9 protein-coding genes are annotated in these 13,121 nt (G+C 65.1%); 6 read left to right on the forward strand and 3 right to left on the reverse strand.

Features of this window, described 5'->3' with window-relative positions; all coding sequences use genetic code 11:
- Window positions 1–304: 304 nt before the first annotated feature.
- Window positions 305–1,204, reverse strand: coding sequence for a myo-inosose-2 dehydratase (gene iolE, locus BRADO_RS10510; protein WP_011925298.1), 900 nt, complete (start codon window positions 1,202–1,204; stop codon window positions 305–307).
- A gap of 15 nt (window positions 1,205–1,219) precedes the next feature.
- A complete protein-coding gene (gene iolD, locus BRADO_RS10515; protein WP_011925299.1) occupies window positions 1,220–3,058 on the reverse strand; it encodes a 3D-(3,5/4)-trihydroxycyclohexane-1,2-dione acylhydrolase (decyclizing) in 1,839 nt (612 codons plus the stop codon).
- A 237-nt stretch (window positions 3,059–3,295) separates the two neighbouring features.
- Here iolD and iolG point away from each other — a divergent pair, with 237 nt between their 5' ends.
- Window positions 3,296–4,291: an inositol 2-dehydrogenase gene (gene iolG / locus BRADO_RS10520; RefSeq protein WP_041757426.1), complete on the forward strand. Its 996-nt coding sequence runs from the start codon at window positions 3,296–3,298 to the stop codon at window positions 4,289–4,291.
- Window positions 4,292–4,293: 2 nt separating this feature from the next.
- Window positions 4,294–4,764 carry an inositol monophosphatase family protein gene (locus tag BRADO_RS35940; RefSeq protein WP_083794854.1) on the forward strand — a complete coding sequence of 157 codons (471 nt, stop codon included), beginning with the start codon at window positions 4,294–4,296 and terminating at the stop codon, window positions 4,762–4,764.
- On the opposite strand, the gene BRADO_RS35995 is transcribed toward BRADO_RS35940, so the two are convergent.
- Complete coding sequence (locus tag BRADO_RS35995; protein ID WP_371259364.1) at window positions 4,667–5,179, reverse strand: integrase core domain-containing protein; 513 nt, start codon at window positions 5,177–5,179, stop codon at window positions 4,667–4,669. The two genes, BRADO_RS35940 and BRADO_RS35995, sit on opposite strands and share 98 nt — an antisense overlap.
- Window positions 5,180–5,657: 478 nt before the next feature.
- Here BRADO_RS35995 and BRADO_RS10535 point away from each other — a divergent pair, with 478 nt between their 5' ends.
- From BRADO_RS10535 to BRADO_RS10550, 4 genes are all read left to right on the forward strand, one after another.
- Entirely contained in the window at window positions 5,658–8,438 is a 2,781-nt protein-coding gene (locus BRADO_RS10535) for an FAD-binding and (Fe-S)-binding domain-containing protein (RefSeq protein ID WP_197535379.1), read from the forward strand.
- Window positions 8,439–8,522: 84 nt separating this feature from the next.
- The gene (gene bla / locus BRADO_RS10540; protein WP_244423009.1) at window positions 8,523–9,476 is read left to right on the forward strand and encodes a subclass B3 metallo-beta-lactamase; all 954 of its coding nucleotides are present in this window, start codon (window positions 8,523–8,525) and stop codon (window positions 9,474–9,476) included.
- A 266-nt stretch (window positions 9,477–9,742) separates the two neighbouring features.
- Entirely contained in the window at window positions 9,743–10,789 is a 1,047-nt protein-coding gene (locus tag BRADO_RS10545) for an HlyD family secretion protein (protein WP_157872550.1), read from the forward strand.
- Complete coding sequence (locus BRADO_RS10550; protein WP_041757429.1) at window positions 10,789–13,116, forward strand: ABC transporter permease; 2,328 nt, start codon at window positions 10,789–10,791, stop codon at window positions 13,114–13,116. The genes BRADO_RS10545 and BRADO_RS10550 overlap by 1 nt, the downstream gene beginning before the upstream one ends.
- Window positions 13,117–13,121 lie beyond the last annotated feature (5 nt).

Below are 13,121 nucleotides of genomic sequence, written 5' to 3' on the forward strand. Positions count from 1 at the left end.
GCTCCCGCATTGTGGTGGGCGTAGCCTGCTGCGTTGAACGAAGTCCGGTTGGAAATGCCAGCTGTGCTATTCATAATCCTGGTAGCCAATATGGCCATCCTTTCCAAACGCCCATTGAGTTCCTTGAAAAATCAAGCTGATTTTGATTCCGCCATTCGGAGGTTCGATCCCTCCCGCCCCAGCCAGGCTGCTTGCAAGATCCTGCATGAATTTGCGCGCGTCCGGCCTGCGTTCGGGTCCGCAGCGCCGTCTGCGGCGCGTTCAGGCGCTGCTTTCGCATCGCCCCGGGGAAACATCAGACCGCTCAGGCCAGCCCCGCCTCGTGCAAGGTCTGCCCGATATGCGCAAACCCCTTCTTCGCATAGGTCAGCGGATGGGCTTTGCGCGGGTCCTGCTCCGCCTCGATGACGATCCAGCCGGAATAGCCCGGCAGCTCGCGGAATACGGCGGCGTAGTCGACCATGCCGTCGCCGGGCACGGTGTAGATGCCGAGTGCGTCGCCTTGTCCCAGCACCGCATCGAGGAAGCTCCAATCCTCGCGCCGCGCCTGCTCCATGACGGCGGCACGCACGTCCTTTACGTGGACATGGCTGATGCGGGCGCGATAGGTCCGCGCCAGCGCCGCGGGATCTGCGCCGCCCCAGGTGGCGTGGCCGGTGTCGAGCAGCAGATGCACGGCGTCGCCGGTCGCCGCCATGAAGGCGTCGATGTCGTCGGCGCTCTGCACGATGGTGCCGATGTGGTGATGGTAGACCAGCCTGACCCCCTCGGCGTGCGTGCGCTCGGCCACGTCCGTGATGCGGCGACCGAACTCCGCCCAGTCGCTAGGCCTCATCACCGGCCGTTGCGACAGCGGCCTGCCGCGATCGCCGTGGATCGCATTCGAGGTCTCGGCGAACACCAGCACGTTGGAGCCCATCGCCTTGAGCAGATCGAGATGCGGGCGCAACCGCCGCATCTCCGCGTCAGCGTCGCGCGTCAAGAGCTCGGCCGAATACCAGCCGGAGATGCAGGCCATGCCGAACGGCGCGAGCGCCGCCCTCAGCGCCTGCGGCTCGCGCGGAAATTTGTGGCCGAGCTCCATGCCCTCGAAGCCCGCCTCGCGCGCCTCGGCGAGGCAGGTCTCGAGCGGCGTCTCGCCGCCGATCTCCTGCAGATCGTCGTTCGACCACCCGATGGGATTCGCGCCGATACGGATGGGCATGTCGTCCTCGCTGGATCAATGGCCGCGGCGCCGCAGCGCCTCGATATAGTTGCGTCTGGATGCCTCGATCTCCGCGCGCTCCGAGACCTCCGGCACCGCCACCTCCCACCAATGGCCGCCGGCATCGGTAGACCGCAGTGGGTCGGTGTCGATCACGATGACGCTGGTGCGATCGTGGCCGCGCGCCGCATCGAGCGCCGCTTCGAGCTCGGTGATCCCGGCGACCTTGTGCGCGATCGCGCCGAGGCTGGCTGCGTGGCTCGCGAAGTCGATCTCGGGCAAGGTCACGTGACGCGTGTCGCGCAGCAGGTTGTTGAACGGGGCACCTCCGGTCGCGTTCTGGAGCCGGTTGATGCAGCCGAAACCGCGATTGTCGAGCACGACGATGATCAGTTTTGCCCCGAGCATGATCGACGTGGCGATCTCGGAATTCATCATCAGATAGGATCCGTCGCCGACCATGACGATGACGTCTCGGGCGGGATCGGCGAGCTTGGCGCCCAGGCCGCCGGCGATCTCATAGCCCATGCACGAATAGCCGTATTCCATATGATAGCCGCCGGGCGCGCCCGGCTGCCACAGCTTGTGCAACTCGCCGGGCAAGCCGCCTGCGGCGCACAGCACCACGTCGTCGGGCCGGCTGCGGCGTTGCACGGCACCGATCACCTCGGCATCGCTGGGCAAGGCCGCGTTGCTAGCCGCAAGATAGCGCGCCGCGGTGTCCAGCCAGGCCGTGCGGCCGGCTTTTGCCTGTTCGGTCCAGGTGGCAGGCGCCGTCCAGCCATGAAGGGCTGTACCGAGCTCCGCCAGTCCGGCCCTGGCATCGGCGACCAGCGGCTGCGCGCGGTGCTTGCCGGCATCGAACGGCTGCGTGTTGAGGCCGATGATGCGGCAGGCCTCGGCGAACAGCGCGCGCGAGCCGGTGGTGAAGTCCTGCAGCCGGGTGCCGATCGCGAGCACCACATCGGCCTGCTGCGCAGCCGCATTGGCCGCGCCGGTGCCGGTGACGCCGATCGCGCCGAGATTGAGCGGATGGTCGTGAGGCAGTGCGCTCTTGCCGGCCTGCGTCTCCGCCGCGGGAACGCCGTGCGTCAGGCAGAACTCGGCGAGGTCGCGTTCCGCCTCGCTGTAGAGGACGCCGCCGCCGGCGATGACGAGCGGGCGCTTGGATGTCTTGATGAGGGTTGCAGTCTCGGCCAGTCGCGTCGCGTCGGGCCGCGGCCGGCACGGCTGCCAGATGCGCTCGGCGAAGAATTGAGACGGAAAGTCGTAGGCCTCCGTCTGCACGTCCTGGCACAGCGCGAGAGTCACCGGGCCGCATTCGGCGGGGTCGGTCAGAACCTGCATCGCACGCTCGAAGGCCGGGATGATCTGCTCGGGCCGGGTGATCCGGTCGAAATAGCGCGAGACCGGGCGGAAGCAATCATTGGCCGAGACAGTGCCGTCGCCAAAATCCTCGATCTGCTGCAACACCGGGTCGGGACGCCGTCCGGCGAAGACATCGCCCGGCAGCAGCAAGAGCGGCAGACGGTTGACATGCGCGACGGCTGCGGCTGTCACCATGTTGGTCGCCCCGGGGCCGATCGAGCTCGTCACGGCCATCATGCGCCGGCGGCGCGCGGCCTTGGCAAATGCGATCGCGGCATGGGCCATCGCCTGCTCATGATGCGCGCGCAAGGTGGGCAGGCGATCGCGCACGGCAAACAGCGCCTCGCCGAGACCGGCCACATTGCCATGGCCGAAGATCGCCCAGACGCCGGCGAACAGCGGCACCGTCTCGCCGTCGATCACCGTCCGCTGCGCCGCGATCGCGGCGACGAGCGCCTGCGCCATCGTCAGCCTGATCGTCGCCATTATTCGCTCCTGCTCAACCCAGCACGCAACATGATCAGGCCCGCCGACATGATGCAGCACTGGGCTCTGCGCATGCCTTTGCAAAAGCGCGCGCGCTCACGGGCGGTTGGAGCGCGTGATCGTTCGACGCGATGTGATGCTGCGATGCGGCGGATGACATTGAGAACAGCGGCTCCGTCCTTGACTGGACGGCGCAGAGAATGAAATGCTTCTTCGAAGAGTCAAGCAACGATGATGATTATGCGGTTTGGACTTCTCGGCGCCGGCAGGATCGGGCGAATTCATGGTCTCAATGTCTCGTCGCGCGGCGATGCACGGCTCGTCGCGGTGGCCGACGCCTCGAACGAAGCCGCGCTTTCGCTCGCACAGGCGACCGGCGCCGAGGTGGCCGATGCGGATGCGATCATCGCCGATGCCAAGATCGACGCGATCCTGATCTGCACGCCGACCGATACGCATGCCGATCTGATCGAAGCCGCGGTGTCGGCCGGCAAGGCGGTGTTCTGCGAGAAGCCGGTCGACCTCGATTCGGACCGCATTTGCCGCTGCCTCGCCACAGTGGAAAAAGCCGGCAAGCCGCTGATGATCGGCTTTAACCGCCGCTTCGATCCGAACTTCGCGGCGCTGGAGAAGCGGCTGCGCAACGGCGAGGCCGGCGAGATCGAGATCGTCAGCATCATCTCGCGTGATCCGGCACCGCCGCCGGTGGACTATGTGAAGCGCTCGGGCGGTCTCTTTCGCGACATGATGATCCATGATTTCGACATGGCGCGCTTCCTGCTCGCGGAGGAGCCGGTCGAGGTGTTCGCGCTCGGCTCAGCGTTGGTCGATAAGGCGATCGGCGAGGCCGGCGACGTCGACACCGCCGCGGTGCTGATGAAGACGGCGAGCGGGCGCATCGCGCAGATCTCGAACTCGCGCCGCGCCAGCTACGGCTACGACCAGCGCGTCGAGGTGCATGGCGCAAAGGGCATGCTGCGTGCCGGCAACGTGCACGAGACCACCGTCGAGATCGCGACCGGCCAGGGTTTTCGCGCCGACCCGGTGCAGAACTTCTTCCTCGAACGCTACAGCGCCGCCTATCGCGCCGAGCTCTCCGCCTTCATCGATGTCTGCGCCGGCAAGGCGGCGCCGTCGCCGAGCGGCCGCGATGGGCTGCGCGCCCAGATGCTCGCCGACGCCGCGACCTTGTCGGCGCGCGGCGGGCGGCCCGTCGCCGTCAAGGCCAGCTGACGATGACGGAGACCGAGCTGCTGCTGCGCTGCTACGCAGTCCAGGGCCTTGTCGCCGAGGCCGGGCGCATCGCGCTCGATTATTTCAGCCGCAAGGACAGTCTCGGGGTGACGATGAAGGGGGCACAGGATTGGCTCACCGTCGCCGACGGCATCATCGAGAGCTTTCTGCGCGAACGGCTGGCCGAGCTGTTCCCCCAGGACACCGTGATCGGCGAGGAAGGCGGCGGCGAGGCCAGCGACGCGGTCTGGATCATCGATCCGATCGACGGCAACGCAATGAGGCCTCCTCGACGAGCTCGGAGCAGGGCCACAGATCGTCGATTGCGCCAGTATTCTCGCCACGACCTGCCACCGAAGTTTCATCCAGCAGCATTTAGAGTCCTGTCGAGTTTACGCCGATTGGCGCGGGTGGAGCAACAGGCGAGCGGCGGAGCTGGTCGTTTTTGCGCAGCCGATCGCCCGTTGCGGTGAATGTGGCAGCGTAGGCCGCCTGGGTCTGGTATTTCAGCGAGGAGCGGGGCCGCTCGCTATTGTAGTCGGCGACCCATGCAGCAATCTTGCTCCGTGCGTCGGCGATGCCGAAGAACAGCATCTCGTTCAGCAGCTCGTCGCGCATGGTGTCGCTCGTAGTGCAGCCCGGCCGGAGTGATGATGCCTTGCAGATGGTGCAGTGGCGTGCCGCTGGCGGCCGCCGTTGAAGTCGGCGGCGGCGTTTGGGGCCGGCGCTTGATGCCGTTCCTCGAAGCGCGAGGGTACGCCATAAGCGGGGCTTGCGACCGGAGAGCCTTGCTGCCGCGTCCAGATCGGCAGCTGCAGCGGACCTTCGGTGATGATCGGGCACGATCGTTCCAGCGGCGCTCGTTCCATTCAATATCATGGCGGTCATTGCCTGCACAATCGCGAGCAAGAGCCGACGATGATTGCGTCTGATCGCCAAACGAGTCCCTATGTCCAAAACCGTCAAGCAGAGTACATTCAGCGCGGTCCGCGCGCGCTATCCTGCGCGAGTTGAAGACCATCGGCATTTGTCCGCGGTCGTGCGCCGTCAGTCCCGCGGTCGGTTCAAATTCCAGCGGCTCCATCATCGCCTGAAGGTTTGCAGACACCCCGGCTCGGCTGCTCGAGGGGCGCCCGGCGGCGTCAGCTGACGTCCCAAATTCGCCTCCACCTCGATACGTCTCAAGGAAGTCCGCATGGTCAGAAAGTTGTTCGCGGCTAACCCGGCGCGCATGGGACGATTCGCGTGCACGCCGGCTGCGGACGCCGTTCCGGACGCGCTTGCCGGTGGCAGTCCGCAGCAACTCAAATCGGATCTGGTTGCGCTTCTCGGCGCGGATCGCGTGATGCATCGTGCGATCGATCTGGTGCGCTTCGCCTCCGACGCAAGCCCCTACCGCCTGATGCCCCAGGTGGTGGTGATGCCGCGATCGGCGGAAGAGATCGCCAAGATTTTCCGCTATTGCCGCGACAACGGCCGGCACGCGACGTTCCGCGCCGCGGGGACCAGCCTCAACGGCCAGTCGCAATCGGACGACATCCTGATCGACGTCCGGCGTCACTGGTACGGCGCGTGGATCGAGAATGGCGGTGCGCGTGTCGTCGCCCGTCCCGGCATGATCCTCGGATATGTCAACAGCATGTTGGCACGATACGGCAGGCGTCTCGGGCCGGATCCTGCCAGCGCCCACGCCGCCACCATCGGCGGCGTGATCGCGAACAATGCGGGCGGCATGCGCTGCACCGTCGCAACCGACGCCTACAGCACCGTCACGGCGATGACGTTCGTCACGCCGTCCGGCGCCGTGATCGACACCGCGGCCGCCGGAGCCGAAGCAGCTTTTGCTGCGGCCGAGCCGGAACTAGCGCAAGGTCTTCTCGACCTCAGGCGCGAACTGCTTGCCGATCCTGACCTGGCTGCGCGGATCCGCCGGAAGTTCAGGATCAGAAACACCCATGGCTATCGCCTCTGCGCTCTGCTCGACGGCGAGACGCCGCTCGAGATTTTTCGCCGGCTGTTGGTCGGATCGGAGGGCACGCTCGGCTTCGTGGCTGAAGCTACCATCGCAACCGTGCCAATGCCCAAGGTGACGAGCGTTGCCTGGATTCCCGTGCCATCGATCGACGAAGCGGTTGCGCTCGTGCCGGAATTGGTCGGGCTCGGCGCCTCCGCCGTCGAACTGATGGTCGCGCCGGCCCTCACGGCTGCTGGTTACGCGTTTCCAGAGACACCCTCCTACTGGAAGACGCTCGATCCCAAAGCCGCCGCGCTGCTTGCCGAATTCGGTGCCGAAAACGACGTCGCTCTCGTCGGAAAGCAGGCCAGGGTTCTGGACGTCGTCGGCAAGGCCAATCTCATCCGTCCGGTCGAGTTCACCAGCGTCGAGGAAGCGATTGAACTCGCGTGGCATGTCCGCGAGGGGCTGCTTGGCCTGATCGGAAAGAATCGCGCGGAAGGCTCGACGCTGATCACGGAGGATGTCTGCTTTCCGCCGGACAGACTCGCCCAGGGCGTGCACGACCTTCAGGCGCTCATGACCAGGCACGGCTTCCCGTCGGGGGTCGCGGGCCATGCGGGCCATGGCAATCTGCATTTTTCCCTGATCGCCAATTTTACGATCCCGGAACATGTGACGCGCTACGGCGCCTTCATCGCCGAGCTCGTCGACCTCGTCGTTCGCAAACATGACGGTTCGCTGAAGGCGGAGCACGGCACCGGCCTCAACATGGCGCCGTTCCTGGAAGCGGAATGGGGTGAGAAGGCGACCTCCATGATGTGGCGGATCAAGCAGCTCGCCGATCCCCATGGCGTGCTCGCGCCCAATGTGATCCTGACCCGCAATCCCAACCTCCATATGCAGAACCTGAAGTCGGTCCCTCAGATCGAGGGGATCATGGGGTCTTCGCAATGTATCGAATGCGGCTTCTGCGAACCGGTCTGTCCGAGCCGCAACGTCACCATGACACCGCGTCAGCGCATCGTGCTGCGGCGCGAAATGGCGCGTCAGCAACCGGGTTCGGACATGCTGGCTCAGCTGCAGTCCGACTATCAATATGATGGCATCGAAACCTGCGCCGGCGACGGCACGTGCGCGATCCCATGCCCGATCGGCATCAACACCGGCGCCGTGATCAAGGAGCTGCGCGCGAAGGAAAACGGGCCGACGTCCAACAAGGTGGCATTACGCGTCGCGAAAAACTGGAGAACTGTCGAGAGCGTTTCGCGAGTTGCGCTCGCGGGCACCCACCTGGTCTCCAGCGTGATCGGGACCAGGCCGCTTACCGCGCTCGCCGGCCTGGTGCGAAGCATGATCAGTCCGGACCTCGTTCCCTCCGTCCCAGGTCCGATGCCGCGGCCGGCAAAGCCTCTCCCGCAGACTGAGCGAGAGGGGCCGGCAGCGGTCTACTTCTCGGCCTGCATCAATCGGATCTTCGGACGCGATCCCGCCAGCCCGGCAGCGCCTTCCCTGCCGGAAGCGTTGGTCCGGCTGTCCGCACGCGCCGGCAGACAACTATGGATCCCGCCCGACTGCGGTGGCTTCTGCTGCTCGTCGCCGTGGAAATCGAAGGCCTATGCCGATGGCCATGAACATATGGCACGTGCGACGGCCGAGGCGCTCTGGCGTTGGAGCGACGGAGGCAAGCTGCCGATCGTGGTGGATGCGGCGGCTTGTTCATTGAGCCTGGTCGAGGACATCGCCTCTCAGCTCACAGACGAGGCGAAAGCGCGTTACGAGAAGCTGAATATCATCGACTCGATCGCGTGGTGCCACAGCCTGCTTCCCGCGCTCACGATCTCACGACAAGTGAACAGGGTGGCGGTCCATCCCAATTGCTCCGTCGTCCATCTCGGCCTCGCCAAGCAACTGCGAGATATCGCGGAGCATCTGGCCGCCGATGTGGAGATCCCGATCGGGACGGGTTGCTGCGGTACCGCCGGCGATCGCGGACTGTTGCATCCAGAGCTCGTCCGTTCGGCGACGCGTGAGATCAAGGCCGTTCTCGATGCCCATCCCGCGGACGTCTATGTCTCAGCCAACCGCACCTGTGAGATGGGGCTGCGGCATGCGACCGGCTACCCCTATGAATCCTTCGTGTTCCTGCTCGAAGAGCTGAGCCGTCCGCAAGACGCCAATCGAGCAAGTTAGCGGCGACAAGACCTGCCGGTTTAAGGGTGATTTTCTGTGATGATGAGAAAGATCAAAATGCCGATGCGGCTTCCCGCAACGCTGATGTCAACGCTCCTGCTGGCGCTCGCGTGGCCGGTCGAGGCTCAGGTGCTGCCGCCGAACGTGCCATCCAAGGAGCAGCTCGCGAACGACAATCATTTGTTCCTTTCGCTGGCCAGGAAGATCTTCAAGTGGGAGGAGCCCGCCGAGCCGGTGCGGATCGTAGGACCGATCTATTTCGTGGGGACCAGAGGCCTCGGCGCATTCCTCATCGTGACGTCGGAGGGACACATCCTGATGAACACGGGGATGCCGTCGTCCGGACCGATGATCGTGGAGTCGATTCGCAAGCTTGGCTTCAAGCCGGATGACGTCAAGTTGATGATCAACGGCCACGCGCATATCGATCATGCGGGTGCGTTCGCCTTCATGAAAAGGCTGACGGGGGCGCAGCTGGCCATCATGAAGGACGATGTCGCGGCGATCGAGAGCGGCGACAGGGGCGATTTCAAGTATGCGGACGACCTGGCCTATGAAGGCGTGACGGTCGACCGGGTGCTGCGCGACGGCGACCAGATCAGGATGGGTGATGTCCTGCTCACCGCCTACCACACGCCGGGCCACACGCGGGGAGCGACCACATGGATCGCCAACCTCGTCGTGGATGGCAAGGCCTATCTGGTGGCATTCCCGGACGGCGCCGGCGTCAACCCCGGCTACCGCCTGGCGAAGGACCCGTCGTATCCCGGCATCGAGGGCGACTACCGCAAGACCCACCACGCTCTCGAGATGATCAAGCCGGACATCTGGCTGGCGCAGCACAACGAATACTACGATTTCGAAGGTAAGCGGAAGCGTGCGGAGACGCAGGGCGTCAGCGCCTGGATCGATCCGGAAGGCTATCGCCGCTTCATTGCCGGCAAGAAGCGCGCGTTCGAGGACGAGGTCGACGAGGAGCTTGGGGCTCCCAAAGCCGCCGCGACATCGTCGGCCGACGCGCCTAGCAACAACAGATAGCGCGTGGTCGGACAAAGGTCGCCGCGAATGCGGAGGTGGACTCATTGAACGGTCGCATCGGCGCGAGAACGGCTCATCCCGAGCAATTTCGTTCAACGCGGCGCAACCATGCGCAATCTTGCGGGATGCTTGGCGGTTATCTCTCACCCGTACGATTCATCTGGACGCGTCGGCTGCTCCGCGGGCCCGCATTGGTGGCCTGAAGCGCCGATCCGTCCGAATATGAGGCGCCGTGTTTCGTAATCGGTCCGATGACAGAGCCAGACATGCAAGATTCACCGAGCCCGGCATCACGACAGTCGTCCGTTCCGATCGATCGAGAGCTTCGCGCGCGCTCGACCTCGGTCCCGTTCGCCATCGTGCTGCTGATCGCTGCCGCCGTCGCCGGCCTGTCCGTGTACTACCTCCTGAAGCCGCAGCCGCTGCTGGTCCAGGGAGAGGTTGACGCGACCCGGCTCGACATCGCGGCGCGGGTCGATGGCCGGGTCAAGGACGTGCCGGTCGCGCGCGGCCAGAACGTCGCGTCAGGTGCCGTGCTGGTGAGCATCGACAATCCGGAGACCGTCGCCAAACGGGACCAGATGGTGGCCGGAAAGGCGGTCGCGGAGGCCCAGCTCGCCAATGTTCTCGCCGGTACGCGGCCGGAAACCGTGGCGGCGCGAAAGGCCGAGCTGGAGCGTGCGCAGGCCAATCGGATTCTCGCCCAGAAGACGTTCGATCGCGCGCGTACGCTGGCCGATCAGGGCAATGCGCCCCAGGCGCGTCTGGATCAGGCAACGGACACGCTTCACGAGAGCGAGCGCGCCGTGGATCAGGCTCAGTCGGCCTACGATCAGGCCGTCAACGGCTACACCAAGGAGGAGCGCGACATCGCCAGGGCCAATGTCGAGAAGGCCGAGGCGGACATCAAGGTCGTTCAATCGCTGATCGATCAGCTGGTCGTTCAGGCGCCGCTCGCCGCACAGGTTTATCAGCGCAATGTCGAGCCCGGCGAATATGTCGCGCCAGGCGTTCCCCTGCTATCGCTGATCAATCTCGACGATCTCTGGATCCACTTCGATCTTCGCGAGGATCTGATGCGGAATGTGAAGACCGGCGACCGTTTCGACGTGCGGATTCCCGCGCTCGACGACCGCAAGATCACGGTGGTCGTCAAGCTGATCGCGTCGAAGGGCGAGTATGTAAGCTGGCGCGCGACGCGCGCCACGGGTGATTTCGATCTGCGGACGTTTTCGATCCGTGCGTATCCGGTCGAGCCGGTGCCCGAGCTGCGGCCGGGCATGAGCGCCTATCTCGATTGGCGGTCGCGCTGATGAGCATGGTCTCCGGCTCGGCCTTCCTGCGCGTCGTCCGTCGCGAGTGCCATTGGCTGCTTCACGATCGTGTCGCGCTGATCCTGATCTTCGCCGTTCCCCTGTTTGCATTTCTGGTTCTCACGACGGTCTTCAGCCACTCGGTCATCCGCGGGCTGGGCGTCACGGTCGTTGACGAAGACAGGTCGGACGCATCGAACGCCCTAGCGGAATCCATTGCGGCATCTCCGAGCCTGCAGATTGCCGGCCGATCTGCGAGCTTGTCGGATGCGGTCGAGGACCTGCGGTCCGGCAATTCCATCTCCGCGGTCTACATCCCTCCGAATTTCGAACGTGACCTGAAGGCGCAGCGGCGGCCCCAGGTGGTCGGGTTCTACAATCAGCAATTCCTGACCGCGGCAGGCATCGCCTCCTCGGGACTCAGCGACGCGTTGACGGCGGCCGCCGCGGCCGCCGCCCCGGCGGGGCGCGCGGCGCCTGCGCCGACCGCGACCGGAACGCTGGTGAGCGAGACCATCACGCTGGTCAATCCTCAGAAGAACTACGCCCAGTTCCTGTTGCGGACCCTGCTGCCGATGGTCATCCACGTCGTCATCACGGTGGCCGGCGGCTATTCGGTCGGATCCGAGTTTCGTCAGCGGAATTTGAGGGAATGGATCGTGTGCGCGGACGGCAGTCCAGTCATTGCCCTCGCCGGCAAGCTCGCGCCGCTGTTCGGACTGTTCGCCGTGATGATGTTCGCGGTGCCGCTGCTGCTCGAGGGCGTGCTGGAAATCCCGTTCAAGGGCGATCTGCCGATGCTTGTGGCCTCGAGCCTGCTCCTTATCGCCTGCTATCTCTCGCTGGGCGCGCTGCTGCAGCTGTTGACGCGCGACCTCGCGACGGGACTCGGCCTGACCGGATTGCTGGTATCTCCGGCATTCGGTTATGCAGGCGTGGGCTTCCCGGTCAGCGGCATGAATCTCTTTGCGCAGGGCTTGAGCGCCATCCTGCCGCTGCGCTGGTACATGTCGATCCTGCTGGGCCAGGCCGCACGCGGTCTGCCTGTCGCGGACTCCGCCCTGTCATTTGCCATGCTCGCGGCGCTGACGGCGATCTCCATGGCGCTCACATGTCTTCGGCTGAGGGGTCTGATCCGGAGCCTTCCGGCCGCCGACGCCGGCGCGGCAGGGCAAGCCACGATCGGCGAGCGAGCGAGCGGCGTAGGCGGTGCGTTTCTGACCGAATGGCGGCGCGTGCTGGGCACCCGCAGCGCCTTCACGATCATCATCATCGCGCCGGTCATCTATGGTCTCTATTATCCGCAGCCTTATCTCAACCAGATCCTGCGCAAGCTGCCGATCGCCGTCGTCGACAGCGACATGAGCGATGTCAGCCGCCGTCTGGCCGAAACGCTGGACGTCAGCGGCGCGTTGCGGGTCGTCGCGCGGCCCCGGACGCTCGCAGAGGCCCGCGACGTCATCGATCGCGGCCTGGCCTTCGCCGCAGTCGAGGTGCCGGCAGGAACGGAGCGTGACCTCCTCAAGGGGATCAACGTCCATGTTCCCGTCTATGCGGACGCCACCTATCTTTTCATCTTCCGGTCGACAGCGAGCGGCATCGCCACCGCGATGGGCACCTTGAGCTCCGAGCTCGTCTCGAGAGGCGGCCGTTCGGATGGCAGTCTCGTCAAGGCGAAGCTCGCCGGGACCAGCCCGGCCGATGTCCTGCTGCAGCCGATTTTCAACCCGGTTGGTGGCTATGCCAGCTATATCGTTCCCGCGGTCTTCATCCTCATTCTGCAGCAGACATTGCTGATCGGCGCGGCCATGCTGACGCGTGAGGCATTGAGCGCCGGCGGCCGCGTATTCGTCACTGTGGCGGGCCGAGGCATCGCGCATCTCACGCTTTTGATGCCAGCGCTGGCGCTGTACCTGATCGTGCTGCCGCATGTGTACGGATTTTCCACTCTCGGCCATCTGCCGGAGCTGTTCGCCCTCGCTGCGCTGTTCGTGCTCGCCACGAGCTTTCTCGGCCAGGCGATCGGCACGCTGCTCACGCGACCGGAGAACGCCACGCTGCTCTTGTTGGCGACAAGCCTGCCGCTGTTCTTCACGACCGGCTTCGCATGGCCGCGCGAAGCGATCCCCGATGTTGCTCTCGCGCTTGGCCGGATCTTTCCTGCGGACTTTGCCATCAACGGACTGGTCCGCATCAATCAGCTCGGCGCGAGCCTTTGGGAGGTCGCATCCAGCTGGATGGGGTTGTGGTGCCTGGTCGTTGTGTATTTTGGACTCGCCGTAAGCTCCGCGGGCATCACCAGGAGGAGGCTGGCACATGAAGGGTAGGCTTG

The sequence above is a fragment of the Bradyrhizobium sp. ORS 278 genome (assembly GCF_000026145.1).
Classification (GTDB): domain Bacteria; phylum Pseudomonadota; class Alphaproteobacteria; order Rhizobiales; family Xanthobacteraceae; genus Bradyrhizobium.